The sequence below is a fragment of the Flavobacteriales bacterium genome (assembly GCA_030584065.1).
Classification (GTDB): domain Bacteria; phylum Bacteroidota; class Bacteroidia; order Flavobacteriales_F; family PHOS-HE28; genus PHOS-HE28.
Map to the genome: position 1 here is coordinate 991,888 of CP129489.1, position 19,389 is coordinate 1,011,276.

Below are 19,389 nucleotides of genomic sequence, written 5' to 3' on the forward strand. Positions count from 1 at the left end.
CATGCGAGCAACCCTTTCCCTGTTCTTCGCGATCAACGTGTACCTGTGCCACGCCCAGGAGCCCTGCACCGTGAAGGCCGGCAAGTGGAGCCGGTGGAGCACCTGCCGCTGGATGCTGGTGCCCTGCGCCATCATCGCCTGGCCCGATACCGTGGTGGTAAAGGACACCGTGGAGTGGCGCTGGGTGCAGCTGCGCACCGCGCCCAACAAGCTGCAGCCCGGCAGCCCCAGGCCATGCCGGCGCAACACCTACGGCCGCCGCAGCGAGTGCCGGGACTGCGTGCCGGCGCAGCTCATGCGTAGGGAGTAACGAACCTGCCACCAACCGCGAACGACGATGGTGATCATCAAAGACAGCGATGGCAAAGCGGTGCTTCAGCTATCAGCACAGGAGGCATTCGATGCGTCCCAGGGCTTACGGCATGGCCTTGACACCAATGATGGCGGTGGATGGGTCAAGTCATATAGGAATAAGCTAGTTCGGCTATACACCTTGCTTCGATATGCACATCAACAGATCAGCGATAATCCGCCCGAGTACATCCATGTAATGAACGAGAACATGGAGAGTTACGAACGACAGTTGCTACGTGAGTATCCGGGCGAGTAATTGCATGGCGCAGAACGGTCCAGCAGCTATGCGGCGTGAGCATCGGTCGTGCGTTCGGAGAATGCCGCATAGGTGCATGTTCTTGGCAGGCGTGGTAATTGGATTTCAAGCAAACGGCCTTGGGCGGCCTTGTAAAACCCGATCAAGATGGAAGAGAAGACGTTGCACAATTCAGATGTGTCCGGAGCGCGGCAGAATGTCAAGGACATTCAGGTCGTAGGTAACGGCGATATGTTCCGCCTGCTCTGCAAGGCATCGAGCCAAGCGCAGGGGTGGATGAAGAGCACAAAGGCGATGGAGGTGCCGGGCGGGTGCGTGGTGCAGGTGACTACCCAGCAGCGGAACCCTGACGGTTCCTATGCCGTTGCCGAGGCCCTGACGTATGTGCCTGGCGTGCAGATCGTGAACGATGTGGATGGTGGCCGCAAGCTCATTGACATCAACGCGAACCACGGAGGGTAGGTCGTTTTGCCCCGGCGCGTGGGATGGGCCTGCGCGTCGGGGCATTCGCTTGCCAAGAACGTCACAGCAGCTATGCGGCGTGAGCATCGGTCGTGCGTGGGGAAAATGCCGCATAGGTGCATGTTGTACGCCGCCTTTTCATTCTCTGAACCGCTGAACAATGGACTACCGAATTATTGAAGGGGACTGCATCGAAGGCATGCGAAGGCTTGAAGTCCAGTCGGTGCATTGCGTGGTTACAAGCCCGCCCTACTTCGGGTTGCGCGACTACGGCGTCGATGGGCAGATCGGCCTGGAGCCGACGCCGGCCGAGTACGTGGAGCAGATGGTGGCGGTGTTCCGTGAGGTGCGCCGCGTGCTGCGCGATGACGGCACGGTGTGGCTCAACCTGGGCGACAGCTACGCGAATGGTGGGCGGGCCACACGGGACGCCGACGACAAGCTACTGGAGCGCGGAATGAACACGAGGCCGGATGACGGTGCCAAGCCGAAAGACCTGTTGGGCATCCCGTGGCGCGTGGCTTTCGCCTTGCAAGCGGACGGATGGTACTTGCGGCAGGACATCATCTGGCACAAGCCAAACCCGATGCCTGAGAGCGTGCGCGATCGCTGTACCAAGGCGCACGAGTACATCTTCCTGTTGAGCAAGTCGGAGCGTTACTACTTCGACAGCGAGGCGATGCAGGAACCAGCCGCGAAGGGGGCAGCGGGAAGCGAGTTTCACACCGGAAAGACGGGGGCGCATCAGCTCGGGCGGGCAAGCACAAAGCCGCGCACCGCTGGCAATAAGTCGCACAAGTACGTGACGGCCTACGATGGCAGCGACACGGAAGAGCACAGGACCAAGGCCGGACTGATGAAAATTGCGGACACGCCTTGGGAAACTCGCAACCGCCGATCGGTATGGACCGTGGCCACCAAGCCGTACAAGGGGGCACACTTCGCCACGTTCCCGCCGGACCTTATCCGCCCGTGCATCTTGGCCGGTTGCCCGAAGGATGGCACCGTGCTGGATCCGTTCGGCGGGTCGGGCACTACGGCATTGGTGGCATTGGAGGAAGGCCGAAAGGCTTTGTTGTGCGAGTTGAACACCGACTACATCGCACTGGCCCACAAGCGCCTCGAAGGGCTGCAACTCCGCATCGCATGAGTTCACAGGCCATTGGTCAGCGGTTCAGGGTCAGCCGATGCGGTTGCTGGCAATGCGGCTCGGATTGCCGCAGCCGGTTGGCCGAGGCGCAGACGTTCTCTCAGGTGGCGTACAACTAGGAGATTGACGCCCCCACCATCCAACAACCGACTGCAAACGATAGCCCAATGGCACCTAGCGAGACCCGCAAGCTGATTGAACGCCGGCGCAAACTAGCTGAGCTGGCCGAGCGTGGCGTAGACGGTGAGCGCGACAACGCCCGCCGCCTGCTGGCCGAGTTCGATGCGAGGCACCCCACGCTTCGGGACTATCCCCCAAGGGCCTCGCAGCTGCCCTTCAACGTCACCCCAGAGCAGGCAGCCTACATCGTGGCCTACGTGCTGGAGCAACTTGCGCGGCGCCATAGGCAGCGCCGCAATGGCCAGGGCGGCGCCCCCGGCCCCAACCAGTAGCCCGCACTGCAGCTGCACCCGGTGCGCCCTGGCCCATTCGGCCGGGGCGCCCTGCTTTCCGTCCAGGGCATCCAAGGCCCGCCAGGGATCGCGGTAGCGATCACGGGCGGAACAGCCTTGGAATGCCATGCGTTCCGCTTGCATTTGCCTCAAGGCAGCACTGCCGCTTGCAAGCCTTGCCAGCCGGGCTTTTCAGCGCCGCCCCCTGGGCGAGGTGAAAGGTACTCGTGGAGAACGTGGATTATTACGCCAGATTGGCGCATTCGGCTACCCCCCTCGGCAAACTCCACAAACTCCACAGACTACACTACTAGACTCAGAATCAGAAGAAAGAGGATGTGTAATTTGTGTAATTCGATGCCTGAACAGGGCGCTTTTCCGTGTAATTTGTGCGGTTTGGCCGTGGAGAATGTGCAGTCCGTGGAATCTTGGGCAGGCAAACTGCACGGCACTCAACCTTCACTGGCTCAGGTAGAAAAGCGTTGAGCTTTACGGCTGTGCGGTTCGTGGGGTTTGCCGGATCCAACCTTTAGCCGCAGAAGTTGGCGGATAATTCTGGCTTCGATTCCTACCGCATCCTCGGCACGGTAATCAATTACCTGTTGAGGTATGGAAAGAAAGCCAATAACATCCTAGTGCTCAGCGGCATGCAAGGCGTGCTGGCGGCCCAAATTGCGCGCCGCAACACCCCCGCATCCCCATGGTACAGATCAACGGCCCGGTGCCGGCCGGCACGCAAGAGGCCCTTCAGCAGCAGGTCGATGCCTACGCCAAGGCCAACCCCTCCATTTCCATGGCGGGCAACCTGGAATTCACCGTGCAGGGCGCCGATGGCCCCGTAACGGTGAAGGGTGCCCTGCAGCGCATCGGTGCGCAGCTCATCTTCATGGTGGCCCGCGAGGCGGTGCGCTTCGTGGCCGACCGCCTGAGCCGCCGCCAGAAGGTGAAGCAGGGCAAGAGCAAGCGGATGCCGCCCCAGATGGGCGGCGGCGGCATGCCCGCGGCTGCGCCCGCTGAGCAGAGCCCCGAGCAGGCCTTCGCCGACCTGCTGAAGATGGGCATGATCCGCACGGCCGGCAAGGGCTGGGAAATGGCCGGCAAGCCGCCGCTGAAGTTCGAGAGCAAGGAAGCGCTGCTCGATCACCTGGCCGGCAAGGCGCCCCGCAAGGAGGTGCGTGCCGCCAAGAAAGCCGCGCGCAAGGCCCAGAAGGCGGTGAAGAAGGAGGCCAAGGCCGCCACCAAGGCCGCCAAGAAGAGCGGCAGCAAGCGCTAGTTGAGGCCAGGGCACCCCGAAGGCTAGGCGGGGAATGGCAAGGGGAGCGTGGCCGGTTGCCCAACCGGCCACGCATCGCACGGCAAAGCAGATGAACGACCGCATCAGCATAGAGCTCTTTGAGGCGCCCGAGCTGCCCACCTGCGACGTTGTGGTGGTGAACAGCCGGGGCGCCGATAACCCCTGGTTCGTGGCGTGCTGCGAAACGGTGCGCGCCCAGACCCATCCGGGCACCCGGTTGCTCGTTGTGGACAACAACGACCACGGCCTGAGCATCGGCGCCGCCTGGAACCTGGCCGCCGATGCCAGCAGCGCCACCTACATGCTCATGGTGGGCGACGATGACCTCATCATGCCCGACCTGGTGCATACCCTGGTGATGAGCATGGAGGCGCTGCGCCGCCGCCCAGGAGGGGAGGAGCTGGTGCAGCTGCAGAGCCCCATGACGGCGATCGACATCAACGGCCGCGTGATGTGCCTGCTGGAGCAAGGGCACAGCGGCCTGTGGCTGCGCGAGTACGTGGCCCGCGAGCGCTTCAACGAGGCGCTGGAGCGGCACGTGGCCCCCGAGCTGCAGCAGCGCATGGACCTGCGCAGCTCGCTCGACCTCAAGCTGCGCCACGCCAGCATCGGCCACCACTACGGCTACCGCTACCGCCAGCACCCGGGCATGGTGAGCGGCATGAAAGTGAGCTACCAGGAACCAGCGCCCACCGGCATCACCGTGGTGAAATGATGGCAGAGCCCTACCACCTGCACAACCGCCTGCACTACCCCGGCAGTCTGCTGGAAGTGATGAGCGTACTGCGCCGCGCCACCTCGCCCATGAGCACCGATGCCATCACCGATGAGCTGATGAGCCTGAAGCCCGACGAGGACCGCAAACGCCTGCGGGTGCGGGTGCGCAGCGCCATCAAGGCGCTCTACAGCCAGGGCCGCCTCACCCGCAGCGAGCGGCGCACCGAGAAGAACTTCATCCAATACCTCTACACATGTTCGACTGGACAAAACTGATCCCCGCCGGCCAGGTGGAGGAACTGGCCCGCGGCTTCGGCCCCGACCTAACCAAGATGCTCATGCGCATGGCCGCCGTGCAGTACCAGCTGCAGCCCGGCGAACGCATGGCCTTCATCATCACCGAGCACATGGAGAACGGCAAGCCCACCGTGGTGGCCCTGCCCATGGCGCTGCCGCCATCGCTGAGCGTGGCCGAGGGCCGCAAGTTCAAGTACCACGACCTGCCGGCATTCCTGGCCACCGCGCCCATAGCCAAGTGGATCCGCGAGCTGAAGGAGGGAATGAAGTTCGACGAGCAGATCACCAAGCTGCGCGAGGAACTGGTGAAGGCCAGCGAGCGCGGCGATCGCGACAAGGTGATGCGCCTGGTGAAGGAGGTGGAGGCCATGAAGGCCAAGATGCCCAGCATGGCGCGCATGATGGACGAGCTCACCGACCGGGTGGCCGCCAGCAACCAGCAGCCGGCGGCCGCTGCGGCGCCCACCGCCGAGCCGCCCGCACCTGCGCCCGCCACCGAAGAAGCAGCCGAAGGCCATGAGTGAAGCCGCGAGCAACGGGCTACTGGATGGCGTAGAGGCCGCCAAGCCCTTCGATATGGATGCCTACGTGGATGAGGTGTCCAAAACGCCCAAGCAGGCCTATGAGCCGGAGTGGAAGGCGCCGGAAGTGGAGCCGCAGGCCGCACCACCGGAGGACCCAACCGTAGCCGAGGCCCGCGGCAAGGTGGTGGCCAAGGAGCGGGCCCGCCGCCGTGGCAGCGAAATGCTCATCGGCATGGTGGACCGCAGCCAGGCGGCCGTCTTCACCTGGTTCGGTGCCAAGGGACGGGAGAGGGAGTTCCGCTTCCGCCAGGACGATGCCGAAGAAATGACCGAGTACCTGGCCGAGGCGCTGCCGGAGGACTTCTACCTGAGCCCGTGGATCCCGCTGGCGGTGATCATGACGGCGGCCATCGGCGCCAACGTGGCCAAGCTGCAGGAGATCCGCGCCGAGAACAAGCGCCAGGCCGATGCGCTGGCCCGCAAGGCGCGCGAAGAGGCCGCAGCGGCCGAGCAGGAGCGCATGGAGCGCGAGCACGCCGCCCAGCTGCGCAAGGATCGCGATGCGAGGCTGGCCGCCGCTGAGGCCGAGCTGGCCCGCGTGAAGGCCCAGCAACAGGCGCCACCGGCCGCGCAACCCAGCGCCACGCAGCAAGCGCCAGATGGCGGCAACCTGTGCGAAGAGTGCCATACCAACCCCGTGGAGCCCGGCAAGCGCTTCTGCAGCCTCAGCTGCAGGGGCAAGGCCAATGGGCGCCGTAGCAAAGCGAAGTGATGCGCGAGCGCCTGGTACGCTTCGACATCTTCCTGGGCATGAACGGCAGCGGGAAGAGCTACCAGATGGCCAAGTGTCGCCGTTTCAACGAGCGCAACCTGATCCTGCCGGCCACCCGGGCCGATAAGGTGTGGAAGGGCATCCCGGAGCTGAAGGCCGTCGTGGGCTTCAAGGCGGACCCTATGGACCCCGCCGGGCGCCGCCGCGTGCCCGTGGTGTACTACCCGGAGATCAACAGCTTCAAGGGCGACCGCGTGATCTTCCTGGAAGGCAGCGACCGCGACCGCGCGCTGGCCTTCAACAGCATCATCCACCCCGAATGGGGCTTTCACCGCGGCGGCTTCTTCATGGACGACAGCAAGCGCTACATCCATACCAAGGGAAGCCTGCCCCACAACGTGCGCGAGTTCTTCGGCAACCGCCGCCAGAACGCCGTGGACATCTTCCTGGCCGGTTGGCAGTTTCAGGACATCAACAGCGACTTCTGGGGCTTCGGCGGCATGCAGCTCTGGATCGGCAACGTGCAGCGCCAGCCCACCAGCATGCTGCTGGAGAACCACCCCAACCCCAATGGGGTGATCGCCGCGTACCTCTTCAGCCAAGCCATCAATGGCAAACTGCCCACCAGCCAGCGCTGGCACTTTGAGCCATACCCCAACCCACCCCTGCGATGAGCACAGCACTGCGCACATTCCTGGTTGCCGTGAAGGAGCGCGGCAGCCGCGGCTACCAGCCGCCCTTCAGCCAGGGCGAAACGGCCCGCCTTGCCTTCCGCGATGGCCTGGTGACGCGCGAGCGCGGCCTTACCGCCTGGCTTGGCCCGGCCGAGCCCACCTACTACCTCACCGCCGCCGGCACGGACTGGCTGGCGCGCACCGCGGAACCCGAACCTCCGCCTGCCCCGGAGCCAGTGGTCGAGACCGCAACGGTGCCGCCAGCCGCTCCGCCGCCTCCGCCACCGGCGCCTGCCCCTCAGCCGGAGCCGGAACCGGAGCCGCCGCCCGTGGCGCAGGAGCTGCCCCCGCCGCCGCCCGTGGCCGAGCCCGAGCAACCCGCCCCGGTGCAGGCCCCGGCCAAGCCCCAAGGCGTGCGCATACCCGGCGCGGTGCCGCCCATTGGCGAACGCCAGCGGGCCTTCGTGCAGCGCGTGCGGGCCCTGGTCGCCAATGCGCTCAACATGGCCGAGCTGCATCAGCAGCTCATCGCCGCGGCCCGCGATGGCCGCGCCGATGGCGTGCTCACCGGGGGCGCCGCCCGCGAATCGCTCAAGCTCACGCGCACCAACGCGGTGCGCTGGGCGGTGAACCCCCAGCTCTTCGCCCTCAAGGGCGTGGATGAACAGCCATGAGCACCCCTGGCATCATCTGCCTTGCGCTGGCCGCCGTGTATGCGGCCGTGTCCTTGGTGCATGTCACCGATGGCGAGCTGGACATCCGTTGGGCATGGGCATCTGCATGGGTGCTGGTGGGCGTGCAGGTGATGCACATAAGGGCGCAGCCCCCGTCCGATGGTTTTCCCGATGGCATCGACGGCCACACCGATGTAGAGATCGGCTGCGGCCTCTTCGCCGTTTGGTGCTCCTGGACGCACCGCCCCAAGCCCCCCAAGCCATGATGATGCTCCGTGGTGGCCAGCACCTGCGCACGCCGCTCACCGATGAGCACCGTGCGGCCCTGCGCGGCATGGAGGAGGCCCTGGCCGTGCATTGCTACAAGCGCCTGCAGGAGCGCTTCAGCGTTGAACCCTATGCCGCCGCTGCGCTGGTGATCCAATGGATCAACGAGGTGGAGGCCGCCAAGCGCGGCCCGGTGCCGCCCCGCGCCAAACGCTGAGCCCATGCGCATCGTCATCATCAGTGAGTGCGATTATGCGGGCAGCGGCCAGCGCTTCGCCCAGGCCCTGCGCAGCGCCGGCCATACCTGCGTGCAGGTGGCCTTCCGCCGCAACAAGTATGAGTACCGCGTGGACCTGCTGGCCGGCGCCCACAACCTGCACCAGGTGCAGGACCTCATCGATCACGCCGATGTGGTCCACTTCAAGGGCGACAACCTGCCCAGCCACTTCCCCCAGCTGCGCACCGATCACAAGCCGCGCGTGATCACCATGGGCGGCAGTGCATTCCGCCGCCCCGCCAACAAGTACCACAAGCGCCCGTGGGAGCTGGCCCTGTGGCCGCTGGCCGAGTACAAGCGCCAGGCGCATGCCCTGGGCGCCCTTACGCCCGATCTGCTCTACCCCGGCCTGGGTGCAGTGTGGACCCCCCACGCCACCAAGGTGGCCCGGCGCTGGAAGGCCCCGCGCAAGGGCGAGCCCATCATCATCGGGCACAGCCCCAGCAACCCCGAGGTAAAGGGCACCGACACCCTGGTGAAGCCCGCCGTTGCAGCGATGAAGCTGCTTGGCCACAACGTGGAGCTGCGGGTGATACGGGGCAAGAGCAACGCCGAGTGCCTGGAGGCTAAGGCCGCCTGCCACCTCTTCATCGACCAGGGCATCATACCCGCCTACGGGCTCAGCGCCGTGGAGGCCATGGCCATGGGCATACCCGTGATCACGCTGCTGCCCGAGTGGCATCCGCACATGGTGCCGTGCCCCATCTACGGCATGCAGGAGAGCAGCCCCAGCGAGCTCTATGCAGAGCTCGATCGGGCTTGCTACGATATGCAGCTGGCCTACCGCCACAAGGTGGTGGCCGCCACGCTGGCCTACGCCGAGCGCGTGCATGGCTACAGGGCCGTGGCCAAGCGCCTCACCAATCTGTACCGCACGGCCATGGCCCGCGCCCAGGAGAAGCAACCGCGCACGGCAGCAGCCCGCACCGGCGGACCCGGTATGTAACCAACACCATCAACACATGTCGAAGATGGCCAGGAAGAAGAAGGGGCGCACCCCGCCCCGCACCGCCAGCGGACGCTTCCGCAAGCGCAAGGGCACCGCGCGCAAGAAGGCTGCCCGCAAGAAGGCCGCGCCCAGGAAGGCGGCCCGCAAGAGCACCAGCAAGCGCCGCGTGCTCAAGGTGCGCAAGCAGACCGGCACCAGCAACCGCGCAGCGGATAGCAAGCGCAGCGCGCTGAAGCCCGGCCGGCGGTTTAGCCGCACCGGCCGCGTGTACAGCGAGCGCCGGGCCAACCGGAGCGACCGCAGCAAGTGGCTCTGACCAACTGCGCCCCGGCCACCCGGTGAAATGGTGAGGCCGCAAGCAGAGGCGAGGCCCCCGAATCGGGGGCCTCGCTGCATTCGGCCCCGGCCCGCGCGGTCAGTATATGTACAAAATAATTATTATGCAAGTGCGCAAACATTGAAAATGGGTCTACATTTGTCCCGGTCGGTCAAACAACCCCCGGCCACCGGAACCGATGAACACGATCAGCAAGACCGCAGCGCGCACCCTGGAGCAACTGGTGAACATGGCCAAGGCCAGCGGCCGCAATTACGTGAAGGTGGACGCGAACGGCCCCGAAAGCGGGATTATGCCCGTAACCGTGGAACTGGTGAACAGCTACCCGGCCGCCCATGGCTTGGATGGCCTGGAGCTGTGGAGCGTGGCCCACTACTACACCCAGAACGGTGACGCTATGCGGGACCCCGAGATCGTGTATGCGGTCCCCGTGTACCAAGGGCGGCGCGTGTTCGAGTTCGCCTACCCGCAGGAATGGACACAGGACGGCCTGGCCGGCCTGGGGCGCATGGGCGCGGCCATGAGTTATCAGCGGCTCGTTGAGCTGGACCGATCCGGAAAGCCCGTGCGCTGGATGCCCAAGGTGCAAAGGAACGCGGCCACGTTCACCACCACCTGGATGCGCAACATCAAGGCTCAGCAACTGGACCGCCTGAACCTGGCCGCTTGAACATGAACCAAGGGGGGCGGGAACCCGCCCGGCCCCCGCAACACTGAACCCCGAAACATGAGCAGCTACGTTTGCCCCCCGACCCATTTTGCCGCAATCCGGTCCACCCTTCGCGCTATGTTGAACCCAGGGACCGAAAGGGACCGCCGCGCCCTTTGGCCCTTGGTGCTGGAGCTGGAGAACAGCTTAGGGAAAACCCCCTTTTCCAGCGCTTCCGACCTGGTAAATGAGTGGCATGAACTGAACATGGACAGCGTGGCCATACAGTACCGGCAAAACCGGGACAAGCTGGCCGAACTGGCCGAAGTTGAGCAGGCCCACAAGCGCGGGGAGGTGCTGGACCTTGGCAGCCTATACAATGCGCTGCGATGCTTGCTGTACCAGATCGAAGTTGAAACGATCGAAGAGCTGCGCCCCCTGAAACCACGCGAAAGAAAGGCCATGGAGCTACTGGAGCGCACCCGCAATGCGGTGGCCTATGTACTGGCCGAAAGTTCGGACGAGTACCAGCATGCCCGCTACAACTGGACCGTTGAACCCTGAAATAATCCAGGGGGCCGGGCGGGTTCCTGGCCCCCGCAACACTGAACCCATGGAAGCTTTGATCACTTATCACGACCGTGATGATGCTGGCCGTCACTACATGTGCGCGCTCGTCGATGGTCAAGAAACGCGCTTGACCTTCTACCCGGATGGCAGCGTGAACGTGTGCGTGTTGAACGCTTCGGCCCGTGTGTGGAGGATGGCCGCCGGGCGCCACTTTGCCACGGTTCGGGAAGCCATGGCCGCATATAAGACGGAACGCACGCGGACGGCCATTGCATGCGCTGAGGCGGTGGCGCATGATACGAACCGGATAACAGCTTGACCGATGACAACCCCCATGAACCCCGCCCCCCTTCACCAACTACTGCAAGCCCTGGCCACGGCCCACCGCAACGGGGCCAGCTTGGCGCCGCTTGGCGCGCAAGTGGACCCAGACGGCCAGCTGACCATCCACACCGATCGCGGCCCCCTGCACCTTTGGCTGCACAACCTGGAGGCCGCTGCAGCCGGCGCCATGCTGCGCGAAGAGGCCCGCCGGGAGCGCTTGCGCGATCGCTTGCACCAGGCCCCGCGCATTGCACCCGCAGCCGCTCCGGCTCCGGTTGCGGCGCCAACGGCCAAGCCCATTAAGCACGAGCCCCTGCCCAGCTGGAGCGCTCACCGCATGCCCCTGGGCCGCGCGCCTAAGCGCGCCGTGGGCAACTTCACCACGGAAGAGCTGCGCCAGCGCACCATCCATGATCTGAGCGCTAACCTGCACACGGCCATGGCCAACGGCTGCGAGGCCCTGGCCAAGGTGATGCGCGAAGCGCTGGCCGTGGCCTTGGAGCGGCCGGTGGATGAACGCTGCCCGCGCACCGGCCTGGTGAGCATTCCCAAGGGCGTGAAATAGTGAACACATCTGCCACTATCTTGCACGCCATGAGCACGGCCAAGCGCACCCCCGGAGCCCCCGCCGGCAGCACCATCTGGCGCGAGGGCGTGGACCCCATCATCATTCAGCTGCGCACCGAGCAGGTGCGGCAGGGCCTCAGCGACTTCCGCTTGGGTCAGCGCACCGGCCTTTCGCCCAGCCGCCTGGGCCGCGTCTGGCGCGGCAGCATGCCCAGCCTGGCGGTGGTGCGCCGCATCCTCACCGCGCTCCGCGAAGCGAACCCCACCTACACCCTCACCGATCCATGAAGCACGCGATCCTGGCCATCGCCCTGGCCTTGCTGGCCACGGGCTGCAAGAAGGAAGAGCAGGAAGGCCCCAGCAGCACGCCCTGCACCTACACCGTGAGCCCCTGGAGCACCTGGAGCAACGGCTACCGCACGCGCGAGGTGCTGGCCAGCCCCATCGGCTGCACGGGCACCGCCCCCAGCACCATCGAAGAGCATGGCTGCGTAGCGCTCAACCGCGGCTGGCTGCGCGTGGTGAACATGAGTGCCAATCCCTACCAGGTAACGGTGAGCGGCCCCACGGGCGTGCTGCCCTTCACCCTGGCCGGCGGCTATGCCCGTGACAGCATCTATGTGGGCGTGGGCACCTACGCCCTGCACGCGCTGCAGCTGAGCGGCTACGTGCTCTTCCCCAGCGAGTTCAACGGTGCTCGCACCGTGGCCCGGTGCAACAAGGTGGCGTGGTCCTTCCCGTGAGCGGCCCGTAAGCCGCTGCGTACCGAGAGGCCCTGGCGAAAGCCGGGGCCTCTCGCTTTGTGCCGCCCAGCATCGTTGCGCCCGGCCCGCCACGTGCCGCGCGCAGCGCACTATGCGCGGCGGCCGCAGGTATCGTTTCGCGCTGGGCGGCCCCGGTTGGTTTGCGGCACACACAAAGCCCACGAAATGGCAACCCTCCTTTCGCCGAACGGCAAACCCATCGCCCGAGTGGCCACCCGCGAAGAAGTGGTGGCCAGTGAACTGCGCCAGGCCCCCATGCGCGTAGGCCAGCCGGCCTTCAACGTGGGCAGCGTTGCGCCCATCGCCAACGCGCCCACCAGCATCGGTGCGCTGGACAACTTCACCGTGGAGCTGCAGAACACCTGCAGCGCCACCCAGAGCTTCATCATCGGCGACCCCAGCCAGGGCATCGCGGCGCTGAGCGGCCTCACGCTGCTCGACCCCACCGGCTGCAGCCTCGACGGGCCCGTGAAGGGCAGCGGCGTGGCCGCCATGAAGCAGCTGTTCGGCTTCCGATCGGTGAGCGTGAACTGGTTCAACTACTTCACCAGCTCCTCCGCGCTGCAGTTCAACCAGCGCATGCGCCGGGCCGTGATCGAGATCGACGGCACCCTGAGCTTCAAGCCGGTGAACATCGCCATCCAACTCCGCAACAACCAGTTCGACGACCTGCTGGTGACGCCGGACATGAGCGCCAACCCGCTCATCTTCAATTGGAACCAGGCACTCATCGTGCCGGTGCTCGCGGGCGAGACCGTGACGCTGGAGATGAGCCCCGGCATGGTGGCCTGATCGCGCTGCGCAGCCGTGCGCAACAACTGGTGAGCCGGGCCGCGCCCTACGGGGTGCGGCCCGGTGAACCGCACCCAACAGAACCACATGGCAGCCTTCGGCCCCCTCAGCGCAGAGCGATTCCGCGACCTCCTCATGGGCGATGCCTCGTTCGCCACGGAGTTCGTGGTGAACAACAACCCCCAGGAGGTTGCCGACCGCCTCAACGATCTCGGCCTCAACCGGCCGGTGGGGCCCAACACCATCTGGGAGTGCCTGCAAGCGCTGCTGAACAACGGTGACGATGGCGCATTCGTGGACGCGCTGAGCGTGAGCCTGGACACCGACGGCATGCCCATGGAGTACCGCCAGGTGCTGCTCACCCTGGTGCAGCAGCAGGGCGGCAACACCGTGGTGGCCGGCGGCCTGCCCAGCCAGCGCATCAGCAACACCATCGCCCAGCAGGCCCTGGCCAACTACAAGGCGGCCAGCGCCAGCGTGGATGCCCAGGCCAGCACCAACGGCATGGGCGACGATGGCGCCTCTTCCTTCCTGGACTTCTACAAGCCCAAGGCCGGCACGCCCGCGGCCGACAAGCGCAAGCGCGTGATGCGTGCCTTGCTCTGGGGCGGCCTGGCCATCGTGGCCATCGTGGGCGTGGCGCTCCTGATCCGCAACCTGAAGAAATGAACCTGAACGGGCACATGTTCGGACTGTTCCCCATGCTGGAGCCGGAAACGGCGCTGGTTCCCGAGTGGGACAGCCCCGGCGGCGCCAAGGCCCTGGATGCCGCCACCGCCGCGCAGCTGGGCAACAGCCTGGGCGGTGCCACCGGCGGCTTCTTCAACCTGGCCGGCGAGCTTCTCTTCGGCGGCCGCCGCGCCGACCAGCAGCAGCAGCTCTGGGGCCAGCAGCTCGATGCCCAGATGATGGCCGCACAGGCTGAGCGCGATGCCCGCGCCCAGCGCACCGCCATGGTGCTGAAGGTGGTGGCCGCCATTGCCGTGCTGGCCTTCTTGGCCTTCATCCTCTACCTCATCCTCCGATGAACACCAGCAACGCCCTCGATGCCGTGATGCACCGCCTGCGCACGGACGCCTACTACGCCACGGAGGTGATCACGCGCAACAACCCCGATGGGGTGCTGCAGCGCTACGTGGCCCTCACCGGCGCCGCCGCACCGCCCAACACCGAGGCGCTGCTGGGCAAGCTCAACAGCCTGCGCGCCGGCGGCCGCAGCAATCTGGTGCGCGACATCCTCTGGGGCGTGAACTGGCGCTACGGCGTCAGCTCGCCCACGCTGGATGAAGTGTTCCGCAGCTGGCAGGGCGAGGTGGCCAGCCGCCTCAACGATCCGGCTGCCACCGCCAAGAACCTGCCCACCACCGGCAACGGGGTGTTCGATCCCACCGGCGGCGCCGGCTGGGGCAGCGGCACCAGCGACGGCACCGTGTACGGCCCCGAGAACCAGGCCGGCGGCTCTGCTTCAGGCGGCGGCAACGCCCTCAGCTGGGCCGAGGCCATCACCGCCGGCATGGGCAGCCTGGCCGGACTGCTGCACGTGATCAACGGCGGGCAGCTGCCCAGCCCCGGCGGCACGGGCAACCAAGCCCCCCCGCCCCAACCGGCCACCAACTGGGGCAAGGTGATCCTCATCGGCCTGGTGGTGGTGGGCGTGATCGTAGGCATCGCCTACGCCGTGAAGGCCCTGAAGAAGTGATGCACCATGAGCGCCGCAACCGCCATCCGCAACCCCTGGCTCTGGGGCGCCATCGCGCTCCTGCTGCTGGTGGCTGCCCTGGTGTGGTGGGCGCGGCGCAGCAACCTCATGGCCAAGCTGCTGCCCAATAGCCCCGTGTGGCCCGTGGCCGGCCATACGCGCGTGAGCAGCCCGTTCGGGCCGCGCCAGGCACCGCTGCCCGGCGCCAGCACCAACCACAACGGCATCGACATTCCCGCGCCCGTGGGCACCATGGTGCTCAGCCCCCTGCCGGGCGTGGTCAACTACATCGGCACCAGCAGCACCGGAGGCAAGCAGATGCGCATTGCGCACGACAACGGCGCGGTGAGCGGCTACGCCCACCTGCACGAGTATTTGGTGGACCTGGGCGAGCGCGTAGGCAAGGGCGAGCCCGTGGCGCTGGTGGGCAACACCGGCAACAGCACCGGCCCGCACCTGCACTTCACCTGGAAGGAGCGCGAGGATGGCCCCTTCGTTGACCCCATGAACAACTACGCATGAGCGCCTTCGCCATCATCCTCGGCAAGCTGCTGCGCAACCCCTGGTTCTGGGTGGCGGTGGCCGTGATCATCCTGCTGCTGCTGGCGCGCAAGCATGCCGCGCGGTGGAGCGCGGCGCTCAAGCGTGCCTTCGCCCGCGATGCCGGCGACTACAGCGTGGGCCTCACGGACGGCGCGGGAAGGCCGGTGCAGCCGATGAGCGCAGAAGCGCAGGCCCGCCAGCAGGAGATCAAGGACATGGCCCAAGAGGCCTACGCCCAGATGAACGCCGGCATCACCGATCCGGGCGCCCGCCAGGCGGCCCTGGAGCAGCTGCTGAGCCTGAACGATACCGAGCTGCGGCTGGCCGCGCGCGAGTACAACGCGCTGAGCCGCAACGAGAGCCTGTATGCCGCCATCGCCAACGAGTGGATGCCCTTCACCGAGGTGGATGAGCAGCTGATGGCGCGACTGGCGCGCATCGCCATGACCTGAACGAAACCTGCAAACACCCATACCATCATGAACAAGTTCCTCACCGCCCTCGGCACCATCGTAATGGGCGTGGCCATCCTGGTCACCAGCGCCCTCATCTACAACGCCATCGAGCGCAAGCGCAAGGCCATGGCCGACAAGAAGGCCGCCGATGCCGTGGCCGCCAGCGCGGAGGCCACCGATGGCATGCGCATCGCCGCCTGAGCCATGGATGCGCTGCAGGACATCGCGGCAGTGGCCGGCGGCAACAAGCCGCTGGTGGTGAGCATCGACAACTATTCGTTGGTGCTCCTGGGCCTGGCCGTGTTCATCGCCATGCTGCTGGCCGCCCTGGTGGCCGGCTTCATCATCACCTAAGATGACGACCAACCCCTACACGGCACAAGTGGCCGACCTCATCGCCCGCATCGCTCAGCTTGAGCAGCAGGCGCGCGACCTCCGCAACAGCGAGGCGTCCTGGTTCGCACGTTACCAGGACTGGGGCGCCAATACGCCGCAGGGGCAGGAAAGCCTGCAACAGGCCCGATCGCTCAGCAGCCAGGCCGCCGGCATCGACACGCAGGTGGCCGCCCTGAAGAGCCAGCTGGCCACCGCCCAGAAGGCCGAGGCCGACTTCAACGCCGCCTTCACCAGCGCCATCGCCCAGGGCCTTTCGCCCGAGGCGGCCGCCATTGAGGCCCAGAGCCAGGCCGACCGCCGGGCGCTGCTCAACAAGGCGCTGCGCATCGGCCTCATCATCGCCGGGGTGGTAGCCGTTTTCGGCGCCGTGTGGCTCATCAAGCGCCTGCGCAAGGGATGACCCGCAACCTCATCATAGCCGCCGTGGCCCTGCTGGTGCTGGTGCTGGCCCTTACGGTGCTGCGCAAGCGCTGGTGGCGCAACCGCGTGGTGGCCAAGTGGGGCGGCAGCAACCCCTACCTGCGCACCCAGGGCGATGCCTACTGGGGCACCTACAGCCTCGGCGGCCTCATCGGCCTCTACTACAACGGACTGGAGAGCTGGCAGCCGCCCGGCCCCGCGCCCAGCGAAGAGGGCGAATTCAGCGGCCAGTTCTGACACCGAAACACCCGAACCATGAGCACCCGCAACATCATCATCGCCCTAGTGGCCATCCTCGCCATCGCCGGCATCGTGTACGGCTACCGCCGCTACAAGGCCAGCAAGGCCGCCAGCAAGGCCCCCGTGAAGACCCCCGACGCCGTGGCTGACGGCGATCGCGTGCGCCCCGGCACCCCCGTGGTGGACGTGGCCGCGAGCGAGCTCACCAAGATGCGCTATGCCTGAGGAGAGCAAGCCCAAGCGCCTGGATGCTGAAGGCTGGGCCCGCATGCTCGTGGGCACGGCCATCACCATCGTTACCGCCTGGCGCCTCTTCGTGGCCGACATACACGGCTACATCGACACCGTGAGCGAGCGCGAGCAGGAGAAGGTGACGAACGCCGTGCATGGCCACATGCTCATCCTCATGGACAGCATCAATGCCGCCGCCGTGGCGCGCGACAGCGCCGTGTGGCAGCGCATGGACCGCATGGACAGCACCCACCGCGTACTGCAGGACCAGAACAGGGCCATTCTGCATGGCCTTGAACGCATGCTGGACGTAGGCTATGCCCCCAACTAGCCGATTCACCCCTTTGGCTGCCCTGCTGGGCGGCGGACAGGCGGCCACGCTCACCACGGCGGCCACCCCGCTCAGCGCGCTCTTTGCCGTGCCGGCCGAGGCCAGCAGCCTGTGGCTGCAATGCACCAGCAACGCCAGCATCGAGTACCGGCTTGACGGCGCCACTACCGGCGCCGGCTGGCTGCTGCTGCCGGCCAATGCCGTGCTGCCCCTGGCCAACCGGCCCAGCATCAACCAGCTGGTGCTGCGCGCCGTGGGCGGCAACGCTACGGTGGCCGTGGCCTTCAGCTACGGCAGCACGGGGCCCATCCCGCCCATTCCGCAGGTAAGCGGCACCGGCGGCGTGGTGCCGCCTCCGCCGCCGGGCCTCAGCGCCATTCCCACGCCCAACGTGCTGCATGTGATGCCGGCGCCCGTGGGCAACGATGCCACCGGAGCGCCTTACAGGCAGGACCTGCCCTACGCCACGCCCATGGCTGCGCAGGCCAATGCCCAGCCCGGCGATACCATCATGGTGTGGGCCGGCGACTACGTGGGCGAGAACCTGGGCGCCGCGCAGGTGAACTGGCTGCTCGTGGGTGCCATCCTGCGCGACAATGGCACGGACCCCGTGTTCAGCTTTAGCGCACAGGGCTTCACGGTGGCCGGGGCAGGCTTCATCATAGCCGACCAGGGCGCTCCGTACGCTGTCGATTGCATCGACACGGGCGCATCACCAGTGATCTGCCAGGTGCCGATCGAGGGCGGTACGCTGCATGCCCTGCGGGTGCTCAACGGCCGATGGATACAGCAGGCGCCTGTAACCGGCTACGGCAGCGGGATCCTTGCCACGGGCCGCGTGGAGGTGTACGGCGCGGTGCGCAGCTTCGGCACTGCATGCATCGAGAGCGGCACGGGCGCAAGCATACTGGTCGAGGGTGAACTGGTCGGCGATGGACAATGCATCGTGTGCAACGATGGCAGTGTTACCGTGCGCGGCAACGTTACCGGATCGGGCAGCGATACGGTGGTTTGCGCGACTGGCACCGTAGAGATTCAAGGCAATGTCACCGGCACGGGCAACAATATCGTATTCTCCAACGGCGGGCGCATAACGGTGTTCGGCGATATCACTGGCAATGGCGATGTCGTGTTCGCCTCCGGCGCGCAGGCGGCAACCATTACCCACGGCGACATCATCAGCAGCGCTTCGTATGGCCTCTACGCCGAACAAGGCGCCTATCAGGAGCATCACGGCGACATCCTGGCCAGTGAATACGGCGCCATCGCCGTTGATGCCGGCACGCGGCAGCTAGTCTTCGGTGATATTGAGGCCAATCGTATCGCTGCCACCTGTAATCAGGCGACGCAATCGGTCACGGGCGTCCTCACCAGCGCCAGTGACATCGGTGCGCTCTGCACCACAGGCACGCAGGCTATCCAAGGCCGCATTGAGGCAGACTTGGATGCCCTGCAGTGCGACGGCGGCGGCACTCAGGAATTCTATGGGCAGGTGACGAGCACCACGGGCATTGGCGCGAACTGCCTGGACGGCAGCATACTGGTGCATGGCATGATCAATTCGCTGGCGAGTTGGGGGGCTCAGGTGGTTATTGGAGAGCTGCGCATCCGAGGGCGCATCAAAAGCTGCAGAGCGTGCGTCGCCATCGTGGACAGTACGCAGCCCTACACCGTGATCCTGGGCCCTGCGATTGATCTGGTGGCCGATGGCGGCGGCCCGTGCGGTGCCGTCGGGTCCGTGCAGACCATCGACGGCAATCCTGTGAGCGTCACCTGCATGGGCGTGTTCCAGAACCTGCCGCTGGGTCCCAGCGTCACCGCGGTGGTTCAGGCGCCTGTCACTGATGTGAACGTGACATGATAGCCAGCCGCTACACCCCGATCGAAGGGCCGGAGGGCACCCAGGTGGCAACGCTCCCGGGTACCACCGAGCTGGTGCAGCCCATTACCGT

At 66.2% G+C, this 19,389-nt stretch carries 34 protein-coding genes; all 34 read left to right on the forward strand.

Annotation, left to right across the window (positions count from 1 at the left end; translation table 11 throughout):
• Position 1: 1 nt before the first annotated feature.
• The 34 genes from QY325_04240 to QY325_04405 all read left to right on the forward strand — a co-directional run bounded on the left by QY325_04240 (position 2) and on the right by QY325_04405 (position 19,298).
• Complete coding sequence (locus tag QY325_04240) at positions 2-310, forward strand: hypothetical protein (GenBank protein WKZ67140.1); 309 nt, start codon at positions 2-4, stop codon at positions 308-310.
• A gap of 447 nt (positions 311-757) precedes the next feature.
• Positions 758-1,072: a hypothetical protein gene (locus QY325_04245; GenBank protein ID WKZ67141.1), complete on the forward strand. Its 315-nt coding sequence runs from the start codon at positions 758-760 to the stop codon at positions 1,070-1,072.
• A 160-nt stretch (positions 1,073-1,232) separates the two neighbouring features.
• A complete protein-coding gene (locus QY325_04250) occupies positions 1,233-2,222 on the forward strand; it encodes a site-specific DNA-methyltransferase (protein WKZ67142.1) in 990 nt (329 codons plus the stop codon).
• Between the two features lie 167 nt (positions 2,223-2,389).
• Positions 2,390-2,674, forward strand: a complete 285-nt coding sequence (locus tag QY325_04255) for a hypothetical protein (protein WKZ67143.1) — start codon at positions 2,390-2,392, stop codon at positions 2,672-2,674.
• Between the two features lie 700 nt (positions 2,675-3,374).
• Positions 3,375-3,947, forward strand: coding sequence for a hypothetical protein (locus tag QY325_04260; GenBank protein WKZ67144.1), 573 nt, complete (start codon positions 3,375-3,377; stop codon positions 3,945-3,947).
• 91 nt (positions 3,948-4,038) lie between these two features.
• Positions 4,039-4,683, forward strand: coding sequence for a hypothetical protein (locus QY325_04265; GenBank protein ID WKZ67145.1), 645 nt, complete (start codon positions 4,039-4,041; stop codon positions 4,681-4,683).
• Complete coding sequence (locus QY325_04270; GenBank protein WKZ67146.1) at positions 4,680-4,961, forward strand: hypothetical protein; 282 nt, start codon at positions 4,680-4,682, stop codon at positions 4,959-4,961. Before QY325_04265 ends, QY325_04270 begins: the two co-directional genes overlap by 4 nt.
• Complete coding sequence (locus QY325_04275; protein WKZ67147.1) at positions 4,940-5,506, forward strand: hypothetical protein; 567 nt, start codon at positions 4,940-4,942, stop codon at positions 5,504-5,506. The genes QY325_04270 and QY325_04275 overlap by 22 nt, the downstream gene beginning before the upstream one ends.
• On the forward strand, positions 5,499-6,278 hold the full coding sequence (locus QY325_04280; GenBank protein ID WKZ67148.1) for a hypothetical protein: 780 nt from the start codon (positions 5,499-5,501) through the stop codon (positions 6,276-6,278). Before QY325_04275 ends, QY325_04280 begins: the two co-directional genes overlap by 8 nt.
• Positions 6,278-6,952, forward strand: a complete 675-nt coding sequence (locus tag QY325_04285; GenBank protein WKZ67149.1) for a hypothetical protein — start codon at positions 6,278-6,280, stop codon at positions 6,950-6,952. The genes QY325_04280 and QY325_04285 overlap by 1 nt, the downstream gene beginning before the upstream one ends.
• Positions 6,949-7,626, forward strand: coding sequence for a hypothetical protein (locus QY325_04290; GenBank protein ID WKZ67150.1), 678 nt, complete (start codon positions 6,949-6,951; stop codon positions 7,624-7,626). Before QY325_04285 ends, QY325_04290 begins: the two co-directional genes overlap by 4 nt.
• Positions 7,623-7,892, forward strand: a complete 270-nt coding sequence (locus QY325_04295) for a hypothetical protein (GenBank protein WKZ67151.1) — start codon at positions 7,623-7,625, stop codon at positions 7,890-7,892. Before QY325_04290 ends, QY325_04295 begins: the two co-directional genes overlap by 4 nt.
• On the forward strand, positions 7,889-8,110 hold the full coding sequence (locus tag QY325_04300) for a hypothetical protein (GenBank protein WKZ67152.1): 222 nt from the start codon (positions 7,889-7,891) through the stop codon (positions 8,108-8,110). The genes QY325_04295 and QY325_04300 overlap by 4 nt, the downstream gene beginning before the upstream one ends.
• A gap of 4 nt (positions 8,111-8,114) precedes the next feature.
• Positions 8,115-9,116: a hypothetical protein gene (locus tag QY325_04305; GenBank protein ID WKZ67153.1), complete on the forward strand. Its 1,002-nt coding sequence runs from the start codon at positions 8,115-8,117 to the stop codon at positions 9,114-9,116.
• A gap of 16 nt (positions 9,117-9,132) precedes the next feature.
• Positions 9,133-9,435, forward strand: coding sequence for a hypothetical protein (locus QY325_04310; GenBank protein ID WKZ67154.1), 303 nt, complete (start codon positions 9,133-9,135; stop codon positions 9,433-9,435).
• A gap of 199 nt (positions 9,436-9,634) precedes the next feature.
• Positions 9,635-10,126 (forward strand): hypothetical protein, encoded by a 492-nt coding sequence (locus QY325_04315; protein ID WKZ67155.1) that lies wholly within the window; start codon positions 9,635-9,637, stop codon positions 10,124-10,126.
• A 57-nt stretch (positions 10,127-10,183) separates the two neighbouring features.
• Positions 10,184-10,669, forward strand: a complete 486-nt coding sequence (locus QY325_04320) for a hypothetical protein (protein WKZ67156.1) — start codon at positions 10,184-10,186, stop codon at positions 10,667-10,669.
• Positions 10,670-10,718: 49 nt separating this feature from the next.
• Positions 10,719-10,994 carry a hypothetical protein gene (locus QY325_04325; protein ID WKZ67157.1) on the forward strand — a complete coding sequence of 92 codons (276 nt, stop codon included), beginning with the start codon at positions 10,719-10,721 and terminating at the stop codon, positions 10,992-10,994.
• Between the two features lie 15 nt (positions 10,995-11,009).
• Positions 11,010-11,564: a hypothetical protein gene (locus QY325_04330; protein WKZ67158.1), complete on the forward strand. Its 555-nt coding sequence runs from the start codon at positions 11,010-11,012 to the stop codon at positions 11,562-11,564.
• Positions 11,565-11,593: 29 nt separating this feature from the next.
• Positions 11,594-11,854, forward strand: a complete 261-nt coding sequence (locus tag QY325_04335) for a hypothetical protein (GenBank protein ID WKZ67159.1) — start codon at positions 11,594-11,596, stop codon at positions 11,852-11,854.
• Positions 11,851-12,309 (forward strand): hypothetical protein, encoded by a 459-nt coding sequence (locus QY325_04340; protein ID WKZ67160.1) that lies wholly within the window; start codon positions 11,851-11,853, stop codon positions 12,307-12,309. The genes QY325_04335 and QY325_04340 overlap by 4 nt, the downstream gene beginning before the upstream one ends.
• Positions 12,310-12,495: 186 nt before the next feature.
• The gene (locus QY325_04345) at positions 12,496-13,122 is read left to right on the forward strand and encodes a hypothetical protein (GenBank protein ID WKZ67161.1); all 627 of its coding nucleotides are present in this window, start codon (positions 12,496-12,498) and stop codon (positions 13,120-13,122) included.
• An 87-nt stretch (positions 13,123-13,209) separates the two neighbouring features.
• Positions 13,210-13,791 carry a hypothetical protein gene (locus tag QY325_04350; protein WKZ67162.1) on the forward strand — a complete coding sequence of 194 codons (582 nt, stop codon included), beginning with the start codon at positions 13,210-13,212 and terminating at the stop codon, positions 13,789-13,791.
• A 14-nt stretch (positions 13,792-13,805) separates the two neighbouring features.
• The gene (locus QY325_04355) at positions 13,806-14,150 is read left to right on the forward strand and encodes a hypothetical protein (protein ID WKZ67163.1); all 345 of its coding nucleotides are present in this window, start codon (positions 13,806-13,808) and stop codon (positions 14,148-14,150) included.
• Positions 14,147-14,821, forward strand: coding sequence for a hypothetical protein (locus tag QY325_04360; GenBank protein ID WKZ67164.1), 675 nt, complete (start codon positions 14,147-14,149; stop codon positions 14,819-14,821). The genes QY325_04355 and QY325_04360 overlap by 4 nt, the downstream gene beginning before the upstream one ends.
• A gap of 6 nt (positions 14,822-14,827) precedes the next feature.
• The gene (locus QY325_04365) at positions 14,828-15,343 is read left to right on the forward strand and encodes a M23 family metallopeptidase (protein ID WKZ67165.1); all 516 of its coding nucleotides are present in this window, start codon (positions 14,828-14,830) and stop codon (positions 15,341-15,343) included.
• The gene (locus QY325_04370) at positions 15,340-15,816 is read left to right on the forward strand and encodes a hypothetical protein (protein ID WKZ67166.1); all 477 of its coding nucleotides are present in this window, start codon (positions 15,340-15,342) and stop codon (positions 15,814-15,816) included. Before QY325_04365 ends, QY325_04370 begins: the two co-directional genes overlap by 4 nt.
• A gap of 27 nt (positions 15,817-15,843) precedes the next feature.
• The gene (locus QY325_04375) at positions 15,844-16,020 is read left to right on the forward strand and encodes a hypothetical protein (GenBank protein WKZ67167.1); all 177 of its coding nucleotides are present in this window, start codon (positions 15,844-15,846) and stop codon (positions 16,018-16,020) included.
• Positions 16,021-16,023: 3 nt separating this feature from the next.
• Entirely contained in the window at positions 16,024-16,173 is a 150-nt protein-coding gene (locus QY325_04380; GenBank protein ID WKZ67168.1) for a hypothetical protein, read from the forward strand.
• Position 16,174: 1 nt separating this feature from the next.
• On the forward strand, positions 16,175-16,615 hold the full coding sequence (locus QY325_04385; protein WKZ67169.1) for a hypothetical protein: 441 nt from the start codon (positions 16,175-16,177) through the stop codon (positions 16,613-16,615).
• Positions 16,612-16,872 carry a hypothetical protein gene (locus QY325_04390; GenBank protein ID WKZ67170.1) on the forward strand — a complete coding sequence of 87 codons (261 nt, stop codon included), beginning with the start codon at positions 16,612-16,614 and terminating at the stop codon, positions 16,870-16,872. The genes QY325_04385 and QY325_04390 overlap by 4 nt, the downstream gene beginning before the upstream one ends.
• An 18-nt stretch (positions 16,873-16,890) precedes the next feature.
• A complete protein-coding gene (locus QY325_04395; protein WKZ67171.1) occupies positions 16,891-17,100 on the forward strand; it encodes a hypothetical protein in 210 nt (69 codons plus the stop codon).
• Complete coding sequence (locus QY325_04400; GenBank protein ID WKZ67172.1) at positions 17,093-17,437, forward strand: hypothetical protein; 345 nt, start codon at positions 17,093-17,095, stop codon at positions 17,435-17,437. Before QY325_04395 ends, QY325_04400 begins: the two co-directional genes overlap by 8 nt.
• Positions 17,438-17,450: 13 nt before the next feature.
• Positions 17,451-19,298, forward strand: a complete 1,848-nt coding sequence (locus QY325_04405) for a hypothetical protein (GenBank protein ID WKZ67173.1) — start codon at positions 17,451-17,453, stop codon at positions 19,296-19,298.
• The last annotated feature ends 91 nt before the right edge of the window (positions 19,299-19,389 follow it).